Annotated in this window: 12 protein-coding genes; 2 read left to right on the forward strand and 10 right to left on the reverse strand. The window is 55.5% G+C overall.

What is annotated here, in order from left to right; genetic code table 11:
• Positions 1 to 197 precede the first annotated feature (197 nt).
• Positions 198 to 554 (forward strand): hypothetical protein, encoded by a 357-nt coding sequence (locus GON22_RS20315; protein ID WP_160397949.1) that lies wholly within the window; start codon positions 198 to 200, stop codon positions 552 to 554.
• On the opposite strand, the gene GON22_RS20320 is transcribed toward GON22_RS20315, so the two are convergent.
• From GON22_RS20320 to GON22_RS20340, 5 genes are all read right to left on the reverse strand, one after another.
• The gene (locus GON22_RS20320; protein ID WP_160397950.1) at positions 555 to 1,268 is read right to left on the reverse strand and encodes a YwaF family protein; all 714 of its coding nucleotides are present in this window, start codon (positions 1,266 to 1,268) and stop codon (positions 555 to 557) included.
• A gap of 203 nt (positions 1,269 to 1,471) precedes the next feature.
• Positions 1,472 to 9,784 carry a GH36-type glycosyl hydrolase domain-containing protein gene (locus GON22_RS20325; RefSeq protein ID WP_160397951.1) on the reverse strand — a complete coding sequence of 2,771 codons (8,313 nt, stop codon included), beginning with the start codon at positions 9,782 to 9,784 and terminating at the stop codon, positions 1,472 to 1,474.
• 588 nt (positions 9,785 to 10,372) lie between these two features.
• Positions 10,373 to 10,969 (reverse strand): ferric reductase, encoded by a 597-nt coding sequence (locus tag GON22_RS20330; protein WP_160397952.1) that lies wholly within the window; start codon positions 10,967 to 10,969, stop codon positions 10,373 to 10,375.
• Between the two features lie 6 nt (positions 10,970 to 10,975).
• A complete protein-coding gene (locus tag GON22_RS20335; protein WP_160397953.1) occupies positions 10,976 to 11,983 on the reverse strand; it encodes an FAD:protein FMN transferase in 1,008 nt (335 codons plus the stop codon).
• Positions 11,984 to 11,998: 15 nt separating this feature from the next.
• Complete coding sequence (locus GON22_RS20340; protein WP_160397954.1) at positions 11,999 to 12,355, reverse strand: hypothetical protein; 357 nt, start codon at positions 12,353 to 12,355, stop codon at positions 11,999 to 12,001.
• Between the two features lie 262 nt (positions 12,356 to 12,617).
• Between GON22_RS20340 and GON22_RS20345 the strand changes: the two genes are divergently transcribed.
• Positions 12,618 to 13,595, forward strand: a complete 978-nt coding sequence (locus GON22_RS20345; protein ID WP_160397955.1) for a LacI family DNA-binding transcriptional regulator — start codon at positions 12,618 to 12,620, stop codon at positions 13,593 to 13,595.
• A gap of 228 nt (positions 13,596 to 13,823) precedes the next feature.
• On the opposite strand, the gene GON22_RS20350 is transcribed toward GON22_RS20345, so the two are convergent.
• The 5 genes from GON22_RS20350 to ureB are packed head-to-tail and all read right to left on the reverse strand — an operon-like array spanning position 13,824 to position 18,247.
• Positions 13,824 to 14,708, reverse strand: a complete 885-nt coding sequence (locus GON22_RS20350; protein ID WP_160397956.1) for an urease accessory protein UreD — start codon at positions 14,706 to 14,708, stop codon at positions 13,824 to 13,826.
• The gene (ureG, locus tag GON22_RS20355; RefSeq protein ID WP_237179266.1) at positions 14,671 to 15,432 is read right to left on the reverse strand and encodes an urease accessory protein UreG; all 762 of its coding nucleotides are present in this window, start codon (positions 15,430 to 15,432) and stop codon (positions 14,671 to 14,673) included. Before ureG ends, GON22_RS20350 begins: the two co-directional genes overlap by 38 nt.
• Before the next feature lie 44 nt (positions 15,433 to 15,476).
• A complete protein-coding gene (locus GON22_RS20360) occupies positions 15,477 to 16,160 on the reverse strand; it encodes an urease accessory protein UreF (RefSeq protein WP_336604338.1) in 684 nt (227 codons plus the stop codon).
• A gap of 6 nt (positions 16,161 to 16,166) precedes the next feature.
• Positions 16,167 to 17,882 carry an urease subunit alpha gene (gene ureC / locus GON22_RS20365; RefSeq protein ID WP_160397957.1) on the reverse strand — a complete coding sequence of 572 codons (1,716 nt, stop codon included), beginning with the start codon at positions 17,880 to 17,882 and terminating at the stop codon, positions 16,167 to 16,169.
• Entirely contained in the window at positions 17,879 to 18,247 is a 369-nt protein-coding gene (ureB, locus tag GON22_RS20370) for an urease subunit beta (RefSeq protein WP_160397958.1), read from the reverse strand. Before ureB ends, ureC begins: the two co-directional genes overlap by 4 nt.
• Positions 18,248 to 18,249 lie beyond the last annotated feature (2 nt).

Here is an 18,249-nt window from a genome sequence, read left to right on the forward strand (position 1 = left end):
AGTACCTCCAATGACGTAATTGAGCGAAAATAATGGCATGAAAACGATCACACGCGTTCAATTGTATCATTATTGGCCATTCTCCAACGTTTTCCTAGAGAATTCTAATGTTCCATGGCGGACATATTCCGATGTTCTCTCGGACAAATTAGTTGCATGAAGGAAACATTCCGTGGAAGAAGGAGGTACCTAAGACAATGGCAATATGGGTTGCAGCCGGGCTGCTAGCTGGGGGATTGTTGGTCATTAATACGATTTTTGCTTATCAAGCCGTCCACATCGATCATGCTTTGCTGCGAGCTGCATGGTATCACTTCAAGCTGCTGCCCTGCTTCTTTGTGGCAAATTTGATGATCGGTTATGGCGTGGTGGGCGTGCAAAAATCGTTTGGCAGCTTGACCTTCTCGCTTAGCTTAGCCAAAGGCATCGAGCTGGCGTTATGCGTGGTCGTCGGCTGGTGGTTTATGAAGGAAGCGCCGACTTGGCGAACGCTCGTCGGGTTGCTAGTCGTGCTGGGCGGGTTTGTCATTATGAAATGGAAGCCTGCGGGGTAATCAAGCCTGCGATGAAGGATGAGCCGCCCTCCTCGCTCCCAATCGATCCAATAGACGCACCGTGCCATACAGCAAGCCGCATAACAGCCATACGACTGGCTCGAGCTCGATCAAGTACCATGGCCAAGGGCCAAGCCAGTCGAGCATCGAGCCGCCGACAGGCTTCCAAGCGAGAAACATATAGTTTGTGCCCGCGATCGCGTTCACGATAGCACCAGGAATGGCGAACACATGAAGTGCAATGACCGCCATTGGCAAGGAACGCAGCCTTGGACGAAACTGCTCCACTGCTGTCATGTAGACTGATGCTGCAATAATGCCGATGTGCCCCACGAAAAAGTGAAAATACCGAAAATGAGGGAACGTCTCTGTGAGATCAGGCGTGAGCATCGCTTGCAGCGCGCCAATCGTGCCTAAGTAAAAGAGAATTTCATATAGCCTCTGGCTGCGGGTTAGCAGCATGATGGCTGATAGCCACAACGATATTGTGCATAGCTGGAACGGGAGTGCGCCTATGCTCCATTCATGGCGCATGGTATAGGTGAGATAGAGAGCCAACTCGGATATCGCCAGCACGAGCGCGATGGCAATGGCTGCTGCCCTGCTTGCTTTTTTATGGCTGCGAAGCTGCCTGCGCAAGAGAATGAAGCCTATGCACACGGCCGCACAGCCGATTAATGCGCCCCAATGGGCTGCCGAATATGGTTGGAACATACGCAGTCCCCCTTTACATTTATTGAAAGAGTTAGCCTAATTGTAAAATGGGCCTAATGGCGGGACTAGTACCATCTTTTTTTGGTACCAAAAACGAACAGCACCTCCGCTTCCATGCTTGGCTTCAAAGCCTTCAGGAGCAGAGGTGCTGTTTATTGTTTATTGCTTATTGCGATGCAGCTACCATTTCGTTCAACGCTACATTATGCGCGTGCTTCCGCTTGAACCGCAGCATTGGGCATGGAACGGGGCAGCGTCATCTCCACAGGCTGGATGCCGCCTTTGTCCACCAGCTCGATATAGCTGCCGAATTCATCGCGCTTCACCAGGATCGAATCCTGATGCGGCTGCAAATCACCCGCTGCATCAATATCGAGCGGCATCGCTTGCTCTTGCTCCGCTACCGCGTCAACGAGCTTCACTTTCACATGATAGGTTGTTTTGCCATACCGATACTCGACTTCGAAGGACGGCCAATCCCGTGGGACAGCTGGTCTCAAGTACAGCCGATTCGAACGGCGCTGCAGCCCGATAATCCATTCCAAGCCCGCTTGGTACATCCAGCCAGATGCGCCAGTATACCAAGTCCAGCCTGCGCGGCCTTTGACAGGATCACGCGTGTACACATCGGCCGCCATAACATAAGGCTCTCCTGCATACTTTCGTACGTCACTCTCGCTGCGCGCATGCGTTACCGGGTTCAGCAGATGGAACAGATCCATCGCTTTGTCTCCATTGCCAAGGCCACACCATGCGACGATGCTCCAAATGACGCCATGCGTATATTGGGCCCCATTCTCGCGCAGCCCCGGCGGATAGCCCTGAATGTAGCCGGGACTCGGGTCAGTCCGGTCGAATGGCGGCGTAAGCAGCCGTGCGACCATTATGTCCCGATCCACCAGCTCGCGATCGAAGGAAGCCATAGCTTGCTGCGCTTTCTCCCTCGGCGCTGCACCGGAAATAACGGACCAGGACTGGGCGATGGCGTCGATCCGGCACTCTTCGTTATGCGTCGTGCCGAGCCAATTGCCTTCATCGGTACGTGCGCGTCGGTACCATTCACCGTCCCATGCGCTCTTGTCAATCGCTGCCGCGATTGCTTCCCGGCGTGCACGGTATTCTGCCGCACGCTCAGCATCTCCCCGCCGATCACATACCTCTGCGAACTGGCGCAGCACTTCACATAGGAACCACCCAAGCCAGACGCTCTCGCCTTTGCCTAGATCGCCAACCGAATTCATCCCATCGTTCCAGTCACCGATGCCCATGAGCGGCAAGCCATTTTCGCCGAAGCGGGAAGCCCGCTCAATGGCGCGTACGCAATGTTCATAGACCGTGCTTCGCTGCTCGGACAAGACGGTCGCCTCGTACCGCTCATGCTCCTCATCTGTGAGCATTGCACTCGTGAGGTAAGGCGCCATTTCATCCAATACCGATTCATCATCGGTTTGTGTAATATATCGCGCGGCTGTGTACGGCAGCCAGAGCAAGTCATCGGAGTATTTGGTCCGAATGCCACGCTCAGTCTCTTCATGCCACCAGTGCTGCACATCGCCTTCTTCATATTGATGCGCAGCATGCAGCACGATTTGCGCTCGCGTAATATCCGGCCTTGCATGCAGCATGGACAACGAATCCTGCAATTGGTCGCGGTAGCCAAAAGCGCCGCCTGCTTGATAGAAAGCCGTCCGCGCCCACATCCGGCAGCAAAGCGCTTGATAAAGCAGCCAGCCGTTAAGCAAATAGTTCATTTCCTTGTTCGGCGTCGTTACCTTCGCCTGCAGCGTCGTCTCTTCCCAGAATTGGACAACCTCTTCGTAGGCCGCTCGGCATGTTTCGGCTTTGCTGTACTTGCGCGCGATTGCCAATGCACCCTCGCGAGAGTGTTCAGCGCCGAGCAGCACGTAAACGGTTTTCGAGGCTCCCGCCTCGATCGTAAGCTTCAATTGCACCGCACCGCATGCATCATGCGAAACACCGATATAGTTGGACAGCTGTGCCCGCTTCATCGCCTCCGGGGACGCTGGCGTGCCGCCTCGGCCAAGCCATTCGGCTCGATCCGATGTATACGAAAGGCGAGGCGGCTGGCCAGATTCAGCTTCCACCCCCGGGACCGCTCCTGCTCCAGCCTCATCATGAATGCTCAAAAACGCCCAATCGTCATGGAACGTTTCTTGGTAAGCGTTTCGGACGAGCATCGCGCCCGCATCCGCATCCCATTCGGTCACGATATGCGATGCACTAATGGATCGTTTCACGCCAAGCACCCAGTCGCATACATACGAAACCGACAGTTCCCGCTGTTGGCCCGTTGCGTTGTTGAGCGTGAGCTCGACGATTTTGACCGGATCGGATTTGGGCACATACACCGTCATTTGCTGCGTGAGGCCAAGCTCTGTCTTATTGAATCTCGTATAGCCGCGGCCATGCGACACGATACAAGGTGCATCGGCCGAGGCTGGCGCCGGCGACGGTGAACCAAACGCGCCAGTCTGCTCATCGCGAATGTAGCAGGCTTCGCCCGGATGATCGAGCACCGGGTCATTCGACCAAGGCGTTAGCTTGAACTCCCGGCTGTTCCGCCACCAGGTGTAGCCGGTGCCTAGCTCTGTGACGAGGAAGCCAAATTTTTGATTCGCCATCACATTGCTCCATGGGGCTGTTAAGAACTTGTCACCGCGCAAGTTGATGCGATATTCCTTCCCATCCGCCGTGAATCCGCCCCAGCCGTTGAATAGCTCCAGCTCGGCTTCTGGGCTTTCTGCAGTTGGCGGGGCATATTGATAGCCTTGCCGCCCTTCATGGAATGACAGCATCGCTTCGCCTTCAGCGTCAATAGACGGCTGTCCTGCCAGCGCCTTCAACTGCGCCTTCAAGCTCGGCCCGTCTGCGCGAAGCACGACTCGAGCAACGGCAAACAGCAATATCCGCTCTTCGGCAGACAGCTGATTCGCCGCTACCGGATAAACCCCGCCGGGGCGAACCGCTTGCTTGTCGACATTTTGCTCGATTGCGACACGCAAGTTATCCGACACATCCTGTTGGTAACCGCCTGCTGACTCGTTCAAGATAACCAAGTCATACGGCAGCCCACGCCGGCACAAATACCCATGTCCGCTCATCAGCCGAATCGCGAACGGCAGCTGTGACCGATCTTCAAGCGTCAGAAGCACAATCGGCAAATCACCCGAAATGCCCATCGGCCAAAGGCCAGATTGCCCTTTGCCATTCGCCGCAATGCTCTGTGCACGTTCTGGGCGAAGTGGCGCCGGGTACAAGATGCGGCCAGCAAGCGTATGAAACAACGAAGCTTCATGCGCGGTTAACCGTTGGTGGCGCAGGTCAATTCGGCTGTGCGTCCACGCCAGCTGGAACGTCCGCTCAATCTGCTGCTCGCCGCAAAGCGCTTGCGTAATGCTAAGCGCTTCATCACGGGATTCGGCCGTTCCTGTAATCGCGAACAGCTTCACCTGTTCGCCTGGGCCAATCGAGACGCGCCGGCGAATGGCGAATATCGGATCCAGAACAGCGCCAATCGTGCCTGATAAGCGGCTGCTTAAGCTTTGCGGATGCAGTAGCGTATGCCCTCGGCCGATGAAGCAAGCGCGATCCGTTTCGTATTCGATCGGCCCTAGAGCATCGCAGCCAATCGACAACGATTGAACCGCCCATCTTGGCTTCTCGTGGCTGTCGCGCGGCCGGCGAACGGCCAACAGGCATTCCCGATCCGCGTCGTATTCCGTTTGGACGAACAGCTTGCTGAATGCGGGATGCGCATCATCCGCATTCGGCGGCGCTAACGCCAGCTCCGTATAGGTCGTTACTTCAACGATGCGTATTTCTGGGCTCGTATTCGTCACCATGATCCGCCGTACCTCAGCTGGATATTCAGGCGATACGCAGATGTCCATCTCCGTCTCGAAGGGGCCGTCCTTCCGCAGGAAGCTCGCTTGGTGCAGCGAAAATTGTGTGCGCATTTCAGCCGAAGCGACTCGGCTTGGCTCATAAGCTGGCGACCATACCGCACCATTGCTCACATCACGAATGTACATGCCGATGCCAGGCGGATCGATGACGGGATCCTCTCGCCAGCGCGAAATCGAGATGCCGCCCAGCCGGGTAAAGCCCCCGCCATTATTCGAGACGATAGAAGAGAATGCGCCATTGGACAGCACGCATACCTCTGGAACGGGGGTAATTGAATCCGTGAACTCCCGCAGCGGTGCCACGCGTTCCTGCTCCTCCACAGCGGTCGTTCGCGACGTATAAGCTTTGGCCGAATCCGCAATTAACGCCGGTTTCTCCGGCATGCGCTCTTGCAGCAGCAGCTCTGCCGCTTGAACCCGCTTGTCCGCATGGAAACGGTCGACCATCGTGCGCGGCAGCAGCATGTTTGCCAGCGTCAGCAGGCTCATGCCTTGGTGATGCACCATGAAGCTGCGAATGATGACGGAGCGTTGGCCTTCTGGCATCCGCTTATCCGTGCAATCGATCGCTTCGTAATAGCCATGCTCTCCCCGTGCGCCCATCTCCCCCATTCGGCGGAGCGACTCGAGCGCTTCGTGCTTCGCATAGGGGAGCGCCATAATAGCCGCATACGGCGCAAGCACAAGATCTTCCTCAAGCCCACGCTGGAACCCGAGCCCCGGCACGCCAAACGCATGGTACTGGTAGTTCATTTGATAATCAAACGCGTAATAACCGGATTCCGAAATGCCGAACGGCACGCCGCGCTGATTCGCGTACTCGATCTGCCGGCGTACGGCTCCACGGTACGTTCGATCCCAAAGGGTATTTCGGTACGTCCGCATGAGCAGCGCCGGCATCAAATATTCGAACATCGTGCCGGACCAAGACAGCAGCGTCGCATCTTTGCCCGACTTGGTCATCGCACGCCCAAGCTTGAACCAATGCGCAGCGGGCGCTTGGCCAAATGCGATCGCAAGAAAACTCGCCTGCCTCGCTTCGGATGCCAGCAGGTCGTATAAAATCGTTTCCTTCCGGTCAGCAGAAGCATGGTAGCCTAACGTGAACAATTGGGAAGCATCATCATACAAAGGCGCAAACTCGGTCCCGTTAATGAGCTTTGCCAGCCTGTCGATGAGGCGCAGTCCCCGTTCGCGAGAAGCAGTTTCGGCCTTCTTCCCGCCATTTGGCATTTTGCCAGCGATATAGTCGGATATGCCTTCCTTGACCGTAATCAAATAACCGACGAAATTGCCGGAATCTACCGTCGAGACATAAAGCGGCGGCAGCGGGCGCAGCGTATGGGTTTCATACCAATTGTACAAATGGCCCTTCCACTTCTCCATCCGTTCGATCGTGTCGACCGTCCGCTCCATTCGCTCCAGCATGTCTCCCGTTTCAATAAAACCAAAATCCCTCGCAGCCAGCGTACAAGCCAGCTGCAAGCCAATATTCGTCGGCGACGTCCGTCTCGCTGGCCCGTTAGGCGGGTCCAGCTGGACGTTATCCGGTGCGAGCCAATTGTCCGATTGTACGGCATATTGGTCAAAATACGACCAAATATCAGCCGCGAGCTTCGTCAGCTCGGTCCGCTCATCCTCAGACAGCGGCTTATCCTTCTTCGCAGGCGGCGAGCTAATCCAACGGACAACGGCTGGCGCAGCAAGCCAAACAACTGCAATTGCTAGGCCTGTCCAGCGAACGGCCGCATAAGCGGACAACAACGAAACCGCGCCGTAGGCGAGGGCGATCGCAATTCCCCATCCAAGCCCATATATCGCACGCTGCTTCTCACTTCTGCGCTCCACTTCCGCTGAGCTTGTCCATTCCAGCAAATGTTGGCGGGAGCGGTACATGCGAAACAGCGATCGGCCGATTGCGTCGATCATCAATACCGTTTGATACGGCAGAGTAACGATCGTGACTACGGATTGCCCAAGCGCCGAGAGCAGCGTCCTAGGCTTACGCATTAATCGCGCAGGCTGCACGAGAGAGCGGATAATCGGCATGCCCAGCGTCAACAGCGCGATAATGGCCATCACTGCCCATGCCCGAACCGGCAGGAAAGCGGCGGCAATGAACAAGGCCGTTAAGCCAGGAAGCAGCAAACTGCGGCGCAAATTATCGATAATTTGCCAGCGGGTAAGCGGCGCCAGATCCACGGCTTGCAGCTCTCCCGTCCGATTGCATACGCGCGGCATTAGCCAGCAAAGCAGTTGCCAATCCCCCCGCACCCACCGGTGCAGCCTCTTCTGGTAGGCAAGAAACGTCGCGGGGTGCCCATCGATTAATTCGATATCGCATAATAAGCCCCCACGGAGAAATCCGCCTTCGAGCAAGTCATGGCTGAGCACCGTATTGTCGGGAATGCGCTCGCTGAGCACTGCTGCGAACGCCTCAATATCGATAATCCCTTTGCCCGTAAAAATCCCTTGCCCGAATACGTCCTGATACGGATCAGACATCGCGAAGGCATAGGGGTCGATGCCCGGTTCGCCTGACCACAATCGGGCAAGCCGGGAGTTCGAGACCGATTCGTAGCTAATGCCGATTCTCGGCTGAAGCACGCCATAGCCTTCCACTACACGGGTTCTTGAAGCGTTCAGGCGCGGGCGATTGTAAGGCAAATGCATCGTCCCGACCATTCGTTGCGCCGCACCAATCGGCAATTCTGTATCTGCATCAAGCGTTATCAAGTACCGAACATCACGAAGCTCTTCGCTTGGGACCTTGCTTGCCAAGAAGCTCGTATTGGCATCCCCGCGCAGCAAACCGACAAATTCCACCAGCTTGCCCCGCTTGCGCTCCCAGCCCATCCAGACGTTTTCCGCTTCATTCCATTGCCGTTTGCGCTGGAACAGGTGGAACGTCCGTCCGCCATCTTCACGCGGATGCTGTTCATTCAGCCGGGCAATTCGCTCACGGGCTGCGCGAAGCAAAGCTTCGTCGCCAGGCGCACGTTCATTCGACGCATCGGTGTAGTCTCCCAATAACGCGAAGTACAGTTGATCATCCCGATTGGCCAAATAGTGCAGCTCCAGCCGATCGGCAAGCTCCTCCACTTCCTCTGGCTTGGACCAAATAATCGGCATGGCAACAAGCGTCTTCGCCTCAGCTGGGATGCCCGATGATAGGTCATATCGAAGCAGAGGGCGCGTGCGCGCTGCGCTTCCAATCATGCCATGGCCAACCGTGATCGCCCATTCAGCCGCTGGCATCAGCAGCAGTACGATAACCGCTGCCCACATGCCAGCCGTTAAGCCTGCATCGATGCCAACCCACGCTGTGAAGCCAGCTGCGAATACGATGAAAGCTGCAGCTATCGACATTGCATAAGCCGAGCCCCGATTCCTGCGGACTGCAGCCCCGCGCAGCTTGCGCGGCTCACTGCAAGCATGGAGCGATTGATGCAGCTGCTCTACGCCGCTCGCATCAAGGAGATAAAATGCCGCGAACGTATCACGCGGAGCTGCTCCGCTCCGGTCCACAGGATGCAAATCCCCTTTGAGGTCGATATGAAACGCCTCGCTGCCATGGCGCTCCGCTCTCGTGCCCGCCAATGCAATCGCTTGCGAAGCGATCAGGTTTTCAGGGACGCCAAAGCGTGAGGCAAGCTGCTCCACGCGATGGCGAATCGTATGCCGGCTCGTCTCGTCAAGTTTGCGATATGTGCCGGAATGCTCGGTTATTAACGTACGCTCAACAACGCTAATTTGCTCGAATGCCTGCTTCCATTGCCCGCGCGACAACGTACGAATGCTGCCGATCAGGTGGCCGCACTCCACTTCATGCGCTGCCTGAAGCTGATGCTCATACGTTACGATGCGGTTCAAATGCTCCGTTCCGGTATCCAGCTTGCATACGAGCCATTCGCGCACTGTGTTTGCATCATCCGCCCATTCATTCAGGTGGCTGATCAAATGTACGAGAACCGCGCCCGATAACGGCAGGGAATCGCCTTGCCGTTCAAGCGCCTCCTTGATATCGGACGCGACGAGCTTCGTATCTGGCGGCCCAAGCGCCTTCAAGAGCCGCTCCACTCTTGTGCACGCTTCATGCCGCTCTCGAACTTCACGCATCAGATCGGCCAGCCTGCTAATCGCTGCAATTCGAAGAAGCACGGGCATGGACCATGCTTCCGCCAGCGTTAGTGCAGCAATCTCTTGATAAGCGTTCACGAACGAAGCCAGCGACTCGACCGTAAGCAGCCCATTCGTGGAACGGTAATAAACGTCACTCATCGCAAGCGTGCGCGGCCTTCCGTCGGTTTTGAGCCAGGTTAGTTTACGAAGCAAGCCGCGCTTAAGCTCCCGCCTAACGACTAACGCTTCCTTCTCAATAAAATCTGCATGATCGAGCAGCCATTGCTCTGCGGGCTGGGTGCATGCGCCCCCGTCCGCTTTCAACACGGCAGCAAATTGCCGAAGGCTGTCCATATCACGTTCCCAAGCACGCATGACGCCAGTTTCATTAGGCCGCGTTACGCCCGGATTATGAACAAGTGCCAGCTCATGCGCCTTCTGCTCCAGTTGCTCGGCATTAAGTATCATGGGTCCCCTTAATTCCTCTCGTGTGTATAATTGGCCAGTATCGGCTTCGGGATAAATACGAATAGAGGCAACCGCAGCATTCCGTGCTGTACAGTTGCCTTAAGTAAATATTCCCAAACCTGCTGCTTTTTATGACCTCCTGCATGCAAAAATTATGCTTATACAGCGGCCATAGGCCGCTTATGGCCAGACGGGTTGAGTGTCAACCATTCGAACCCTCGCTTTCAGGCACATTGGCCATCCAACAAGTTAGCCATTGCAGTTTGTAAAATGAACTGGCAGGTTGGCAACGTTATAGCATGCCTCATTGCAATTCGTGCAAAGGCGTAGCGGCGACTACCTCGATTTAGACGCTATCAACACCTATTCAGCGCTTGCCATTGCACGATCTGCAATGGCAGCTCCATTTCGAACATTTTGGAGCACTATTCGTTGTAACAAATGCAATGGCAATCGTGCTGAATGTTCTCACCCCCGCCATTAGTCACCTTAGACGCTGCAAGTGAGGGTTGGCGAGATGTGCCCATCACCCGACGCCGGCACAAGGAACGCAAAATAAAAAGCTCGGGAGACCCGAGCTTTAAGATATTAGCGTTGCATATTGGGCCTGTTCCCCCACACGCCAGCCGCCTTGCCACGAGCAGTTTGCCCACGAATAACTAGGCGAATGGCAAACAATGCGACAATCGCAACAATCGTAGCGCCGTACATGAGCTTTGCTGCTGCTTGCCCGCTATCCGTTCCCATGTAATACCCATGAATGGCTGCTGCCGCGAAGATCGGATAGGCAGACAGATGAATGCCGAACCATAACGCACGGCTGAGCTTGGAACGAAAATCAGACGAGAGCAACAATAGCGCCACGCCGTATAAAGCGAGCGTGCCAAGCCCGTTCCACACCGGATGCTTCACAGCAGCGAATGGCACGAGCACTTCTTTCCAGCTATATGGGGCGTAGGTGCTAATGAGCAGCATTGTCACATGCGCGAATGCAACAAGCGCTCCACCGTTCGTCATGTACGTGTGCCAGCGGAACAATGTGACTCTTGCTTTCGGCCGCTTTTTGAACATCGGATAGCTATAGAGGACACCCGTGCTTATGCCGGCAAAAAGAAGTAAATAAGCAATTATGCCGAACCAACGGGAAAGCCCCCAGGTTGGCCAATGTACGATCCATTCCATCATCTTCTGCTAACCCCCCACCTTAGTTGCCATCGCTTTGTTCCATCCCGTGCCATGCCAAGTTAGCAGCCCAGCCTTGTCCACAAGAAGCGCTTCGTAAGCCGGCGCCCGCTCCTGCAACATGGCCAGCCCTAATTGCTTCCCAACAATGCAGATCGTTTTGGCCCAAATCTCGCAGTCTATCAAATTTTCACCACTAACCGTACATTGCACGACATCACTAGCCGAGGGGCGCCCAGTTAACGGATGAATCAAATGATGCTTCGCCCCCTGCTGGGTCAACCATCGCCTCCGGTGCATGCCCGAGGTAGCCATCGATCCATTGTTTACTCGTTGCAAAATCGCCCCGTCACTTGCCATTAGCGGCATATCAACGTTTAGCTGCCAGCGCGGCCCCTCTGCATGATGCTCGTGATGCCAAGCTTCAAGGTCGCCTCCGGCGTTAACGAGCCCTGTCGATATGTCGTAATGGGTGCGGAGCCAGCGAGCGAGCTGCTGGGTGGCCCAACTTTTCGCGATGCCGCCAAAATCCAGTTGCACGCCCGCCTCCAAAGTGACGGCGCGCATGCCCATATCCAATTGGAGCGGTGATGGGACCAAATTAATAGGTTCGGGATTAGAATCACGAGCCTGGCTGCCGTTCCGGTCGCCTATTCCGTCAACCGTAAATTCCTTAAGCTGCTCAAGCTGTTCAAACGACCGGTCATAGCCTGCTTCCACTAGCTGTCTCCCGACATAAGGAGAAAAAATGCCCGAAGTTTGCCTGCGGTATTGTTCTGATAATTGCAGGAGATCAAGCATCAAGGTGGAAACCAGCACTGGTGCGCCATTTGCTTGATTAATGCGGCATAGCTCGCTATCGCGCCGGAATCGGCTGAATAGCCGCTCCACCTCTTCAAACCAGTCTTCCGCAAGTGCAATCGACTTCTCCATCGCATCGACGGTACATACAAGCGATAGTTCGATGGCTGTGTTCATTGCGCGGAATGTATAGGTTTTTAAGCTTTTGGCATTCACTTGATTTCCTCCCCTCTAAGAGACCCGGGAGTTTGACCCGAATGACGGGTTTTCCCGATCCGGGAAGTTGCCGTTTTGATTATCCTGGTTATCCGCAGAACTAGAGCTCCTCCCTGCGCCGCGGCGGCCGAAACTCGGCCTGCCCTCCATGCGATTCCCGTTTTCCCGCTGCTCCATCCAGGCATCAGCACCTTGTTGCCGGCTTGTCGGCAGGTTATTGCTAACGGCTGCCTTTGAGCCCGATTCCGCACCTTGCGCCTCCGCAAACTCAGGGCTTGATTTGACCGCATGAACCCCAAGCAATAACACGATAAAGCCAGTTGCACCGATCGGCCACTTCCAGCTTTTCCATCTCTTCAGCCGCTTCCCCATATTCCAATCCTCCATTCAACACGAGCGTTCTATTTTAGTAGATTCAGCAGTAATGGTTATTCTTTCGTATGCCTCTATTCAACCACACGAACATGAATGGAAGATGGGAAACAACTGAATGTTTGCTGAAAATGCCGTACACAAACGAAATATCCCGACAGTTTTTGTAAGCATTGAGCATTGTCAGAACAGCCACACCCGTTATAATAAAGCTATACCCATTAAAATGAACGGGATTGACCCATGAAAGGACACCACGCTTATGTCCGTTACGATTAAAGATATTTCCAAACAAGTCGGCGTCAGCTATTCCACCGTCGCCAAGGCGCTTAACAACAGCCCGCTCGTTAAGGAAGAAACCAAACGCAAAATCGTTGAAGCCGCCGAATCGCTCGGCTATCGGCCGAACTTAGCCGCTCGCAGTCTCGTCACGAAGCGGACGGGCTTAGTCGGCATCGTCTGGCCATCGGTCGAACGCGCGGCGTTGTCCTCGCTAGTGACATCCATCCAGCGCCGGCTAGCGACCAAGGGGCTTACCGCCCTGTTATCCATCCATGAGCCGCAAGAAGCGATCGCGACGTTCGAAAGGCTGCGCGTGGATGCTATCTTGCTGTTCGAAGAAAGTACGTTTCGCATGACTGCAGTTGACCAATTGCCCACCGTTCCGGTTCTAACGATTGGCACCCCGTTTCGCGAACACGTGCCCGCTGTGGACATGAATCGGCGGGAAGCGATCAAGCTCGCCGTGGCCAAGCTTGTCGATAGCGGGCACTCCCGCATCGCATACATCGGCCCCTATATCGATGAATCCATGCAGCAGCGGGAAAAATGGATCGGCTACCAAGAAGGGCTGCAGGCCGCTGGCATTCCCATTGAGGACGAGCTGCTGCTCGACTCGGAAGGTTTGCAATGGCAGAATGGCTATCACGCCGCCAAACGGCTGTTAGCAATGCAGGATCGCCCTACCGCTGTCATTAGCGGAAGCTACGATCTGGCAAGCGGCATCCTTCGCGCCTTCCAAGGAGAGGGCATTGCCATTCCGCGGGACGTTGCAATTGTGAGCTACGACCACATTCCCCACATGGAGCAGCTCGACATTCCACTATCTGCCGTCGGTGTCCCAGAAGCAGCATTGGCAGACGCTGTAGCCGAAACATTGCTGCAAGCGATTGAAGATGCAGGCAGTTTGCCTACACGCACCCTGCTCGTCCCAGAGTATATCCACCGCGAATCCGATTAGGAATACGGCAGGTTTACCTGCCCTATTTCGCCCTCTACCAGCCCAGCCGGCTAATACGGCAGGTTTCTCTACCCTATTCCGCCTTCTGCTTCAGCATCTGCCCGTTCTCCACCTTCCAGTCCCAACGCGAGCTAACCAAAGAAGCGTTGTAGCAGCATGCAAACCTACTGCATGCTGCTACAACGCTTTTTCAATTTACTTCACGCCCGGCGCTCACTTCGCATCCCATCATACCCGCAGCAGCTGCTGCGGCGGTTCGCCCAGCACAGACAGCCGAACAGCTGCCCAAGCGGAGCGAAGCGCTTCTTGCAGCGGCCACGATGCGGTGCCAGCAGCCATGACCGCTAAGCCATGTTTATGCGTAAGCGAAGCACCGATCGCAATGCCATAAACATCCCGATTAGGCAGCGCTGCAAGCGCTTCTCGCACCGCCTCCAACTGCGCCGCTCCGATTCGGTCGCCGAAAGCGAGAAAGCTGCCGATATGGCTTGCCTTCTCCCAGCTCCCAGGTACTGTGATCAGCTGGGAAGCAGGCTCGATCAGCTGGCGCTGGGCAAAAATCAACTCTTCCCCATAGTGCACCCGAGTGCGGCTATCAAATCGCGCATACTGAAACACCTCGCCGCGAAGCGTCCGGCCCGGGCACCACACATCCACTTGCATCCAGATGGCGCCTTGCGACAGCGTTACATTCGTCTCGCTTCGGAACGCCGCGCCTTTATAGAGCATGACAGGCTCTGGCATATGCTCCATAACGGCCCCTTCGCCAAGCGTGAACGATTGCCTCAGCAAAGCGCCGTTCTGCTCGCCCGCAGGGTGCACTTTCGTAAACGATTGGTTCGTCACATAAACACGGCTTCGATCCCCACATTGCCAGTTAAGTTCATAGTGATCGCCATCGAGCAATCCGGGCGACACGTCCATCACAATCGCGCCAACGCCCTTTCCCAGCGGGAAGGTTTTGGCTATTTTGATTGGAGCGTTATGGTATTTCTCCGTCATAACCGTCCGGTCTCGCGGGCATTCAAAGGAAGCGCGAAGCGCCGTCACCCGGCCGTGCCCGAGTGTCCTCGTACTAGTGGGAATGCCCATGCTTGTGCGCATGAACTTCATGATTATGCCCTTTCGTATGCGCTTGCTCACGACCATGGTCAGGCACATGCTCATGCGCCAACCCTTTGGCATGTGCAATCTCATGCTCCAGCCAAGCGACAATCTCTGCGACACCGTCGCCGCCGAATAAATTCGAGAAGACGAACGGACGGTCGCCACGCATCCGTTTGGAGTCTGCATTCATGACTTCCAAGCTTGCGCCGACATGAGGTGCAAGATCGATTTTGTTAATGACAAGCAAATCGGAACGCATGATGCCCGGTCCGCCTTTGCGCGGAATTTTTTCCCCTTGCGCCACGTCGATAATATAGATAAAACGGTCGACCAGCTCAGGGCTGAACGCTGCTGCCAGATTATCGCCGCCGCTCTCGATAAAAATCAGATCCAGCGGCGAGAAGCGGCTCTCTAACTCTTCAATCGCTTCAAAATTCATCGACGCATCCTCGCGAATCGCCGTATGCGGGCAGCCTCCCGTCTCTACGCCAATGATACGCTCTTCTGGCAAAACGCCCGTTGCTGCTAGAATGCGCGCATCCTCTTTGGTATAAATATCGTTCGTAATAACCGCTACGCTGTAACGCCCAACGATTTCTCGCGCTAGCCGTTCCACCAAAGCCGTTTTGCCAGAGCCTACCGGTCCGCCAATCCCAATACGAATCGGCCTCGATCCATCCACTGCTGGCTGCACCCACTCTTTATGGTCATGTCCTTGTCCTTGGCACATTGTACATTCCTCCTCGTTATTCGTAGCCTGTTCAAAATCGCTCGCTATGACATAAATAATCGCGAATACAACGTCTCATGGCGCATCATCGCCAGCTCAGCCATCGGCATGTTCGAATAAGCATCTTCCGGCCCTATTTCCCGGGCAATCGCCCACGCCTCTGCAGTTAACGGTGTCAACCTCGCGATGAGGCGCTGCCCTTCCGTTTGCCCCATAGACATAAGCCGAAGCGCGCTATTGACGCTCATTACGATGCTCGTGTAGCAATAGCTCTCTACGGCCTGCTGCTCGGTAGCGCCCAACCGCCAGCATATAAAGCCATGTGACAGCGGATGCGTCGCGAGGCACTTCCCTTCCTTTAACGCAGCGCTCAAATCCGACCAGTCCATCTGCGGCCAAATGTCAGCAGCGAGCTTAAGCAGCCGCTTTCCCATTTTCTCAACGCCTGCCCGCGTCTCCATCCCAAGCCGTTGCGTATGAACGAGCCGTTCTACTGCCCATAACTGCTCCCAATCGCCGGCTGCCGCATCACGGTAAACCGCTCGAATCGCCATCGCATCGCAAGTCGCCCAGCTTTGCCGCAGCATCGCCTGAATATAAGATTCCAACTGGCTGCCCGTAACCAGCCGCCCCTCTTGCACCATCGTCTCTAAACCGAAAGAATGCGAGAAGCCGCCAATCGGCAATGCTGAGTCGAGCAACTGCTGGATCGCTAACCAATTCGCCATCATCGTTTAGAACAGAAAATATCGCTGCGCCATCGGCAAAACATCCGCAGGCTCGCATGTCACATGCTCACCATCAACCGTTACGCGGTACGTCTCAGGATCAACCTCAATGCGCGGCGTAGCATCGTTATGAATCATATCCTTCTTCGTCACCTTGCGGCATCCGCGGACGGGCTCCACCCGCTTCTGCAAGCCAAGCTTCTCTTTTATTCCATTGTCAAAGGCGGCCTGCGATACAAAGGTAATCGAACTATGCGACAACGATTTGCCGAAGGCGGCAAACATCGGCCTGCCCCATACTGGCTGCGGTGTCGGGATGGACGCGTTAGGGTCGCCCATCTGCGCGTAAGCGATGCTGCCGCCCTTCAAGACGAGATCCGGCTTCACGCCGAAAAACATCGGATGCCACAGCACCAGATCAGCGAATTTGCCAACCTCAAGCGACCCTACCATATGCGAAACGCCATGCGTAATTGCGGGATTAATCGTATATTTGGCAATGTAACGTTTAATGCGGAAGTTATCGTTGCTAGCCGTATCCGGCGCTAGCGCCCCGCGCTGGCGTTTCATTTTGTCCGCCGTCTGCCACGTTCGAATGATCACTTCGCCCACCCGGCCCATCGCCTGCGAGTCTGAGCTAATCATGCTGAAAACGCCCATATCATGCAAAATGTCTTCCGCAGCAATCGTTTCCGGACGAATTCGCGAATCCGCAAACGCCACATCCTCTGGAATTCGGCTATCAAGGTGATGGCAAACCATCAGCATATCGAGATGCTCCTCGATCGTATTGACCGTAAACGGCCGTGTCGGGTTGGTCGAGGAAGGCAACACATTCGGCTCGCCAGCCGCCCGAATGATGTCAGGCGCATGGCCGCCGCCTGCCCCCTCCGTATGATACGTATGAATCGTTCGCCCTTTGAATGCCGCCAGCGTATCTTCAAGAAATCCCGCTTCATTGAGCGTGTCCGTGTGAATCGCGACTTGAATATCATACTGCTCCGCCGCTTCGAGACAGGTATCGATCGCCGCTGGCGTCGTTCCCCAGTCCTCGTGCAGCTTCAGCCCGATCGCACCGGCTTCAATTTGCTCCACTAACGGCCCCAGGAACGAAGCGTTGCCTTTGCCAGTCAAGCCGATGTTCATCGGGAAAGCTTCAATCGATTCCAGCATTCGCGACATATGCCATACGCCCGGCGTCACCGTTGTAGCGTTCGTGCCTGTTGCCGGACCCGTGCCGCCGCCGATCATCGTCGTCACGCCAGAAGAGAGCGCGGTTTCAATCTGCTGCGGGCATATAAAATGAATATGCGAATCGATGCCGCCAGCGGTTACGATTCTGCCTTCGCCTGCGATTACTTCCGTGCTAGCGCCAGCGATCATGCCCGGTGTCACCCCATCCATGATGTCAGGGTTGCCGGCTTTGCCGATGCCGACGATGACGCCGTCTTTTATGCCAATATCCGCCTTTACGATGCCCCAATGATCAATGATAACTGCGTTCGTAATGAGCGTATCGAGCACGCCTTCGTCTCGCAGGGCGCCGCTTGATTGGCCCATGCCGTCGCGGATAACTTTGCCTCCACCGAATTTGCACTCATCGCCGTATACGGTATAATCCCGTTCAATCTCCGCCCAAAGCTCGGTGTCAGCCAGCCGGATCGCATCGCCGGCCGTCGGGCCGAACATCTGTGCATAGCTCTGCCGATCGATTCTGCTCATTGCCCGTTCGCCTCCCATGCCTGCCATCGCGCACGAACCTCATCGTTCATCTGCCCGTGAATGGCCTCGCCCTGCGTTAAGCCGTTCAAACCGAAGGAGCGCTTCGCTCCCCCTAGCTCTACAATTCGAACAGGCTTCTCTTCGCCTGGCTCGAACCGTACCGCCGTGCCCGCCGGAATATCCAGCCGCATGCCGAAGGCAGCTTCACGATCGAACCGCAACGAACGGTTCACCTCGAACAAATGATAATGCGAGCCAACCTGCACGGGCCTGTCACCCGTATTCGCGATGATTAGCTCTGCGCCTTTGCGTCCCGCATTTAATTCGATATCGCCCGACGCTGTACGGTATTCGCCTGGAATCATCG

Origin of the sequence: Paenibacillus sp. MMS18-CY102 (genome assembly GCF_009789195.1) — a bacterium.
In the GTDB taxonomy this organism is placed as follows: domain Bacteria; phylum Bacillota; class Bacilli; order Paenibacillales; family Paenibacillaceae; genus Paenibacillus_T.

What these genes read in the sequence shown, in the direction of transcription:
- ureC (WP_160397957.1), bottom strand. Translation starts at nt 17,882, where the DNA reads ATGAGCAGAATCGATCGGCAGAGCTATGCACAGATGTTCGGCCCGACG.
- ureB (WP_160397958.1), bottom strand. Translation starts at nt 18,247, where the DNA reads ATGATTCCAGGCGAATACCGTACAGCGTCGGGCGATATCGAATTAAAT.
- GON22_RS20345 (WP_160397955.1), top strand. Translation starts at nt 12,618, where the DNA reads ATGTCCGTTACGATTAAAGATATTTCCAAACAAGTCGGCGTCAGCTAT.
- GON22_RS20350 (WP_160397956.1), bottom strand. Translation starts at nt 14,708, where the DNA reads ATGAAGTTCATGCGCACAAGCATGGGCATTCCCACTAGTACGAGGACA.
- GON22_RS20360 (WP_336604338.1), bottom strand. Translation starts at nt 16,160, where the DNA reads ATGGCGAATTGGTTAGCGATCCAGCAGTTGCTCGACTCAGCATTGCCG.
- GON22_RS20340 (WP_160397954.1), bottom strand. Translation starts at nt 12,355, where the DNA reads ATGGGGAAGCGGCTGAAGAGATGGAAAAGCTGGAAGTGGCCGATCGGT.
- GON22_RS20320 (WP_160397950.1), bottom strand. Translation starts at nt 1,268, where the DNA reads ATGTTCCAACCATATTCGGCAGCCCATTGGGGCGCATTAATCGGCTGT.
- ureG (WP_237179266.1), bottom strand. Translation starts at nt 15,432, where the DNA reads ATGTGCCAAGGACAAGGACATGACCATAAAGAGTGGGTGCAGCCAGCA.
- GON22_RS20325 (WP_160397951.1), bottom strand. Translation starts at nt 9,784, where the DNA reads ATGATACTTAATGCCGAGCAACTGGAGCAGAAGGCGCATGAGCTGGCA.
- GON22_RS20330 (WP_160397952.1), bottom strand. Translation starts at nt 10,969, where the DNA reads ATGATGGAATGGATCGTACATTGGCCAACCTGGGGGCTTTCCCGTTGG.
- GON22_RS20315 (WP_160397949.1), top strand. Translation starts at nt 198, where the DNA reads ATGGCAATATGGGTTGCAGCCGGGCTGCTAGCTGGGGGATTGTTGGTC.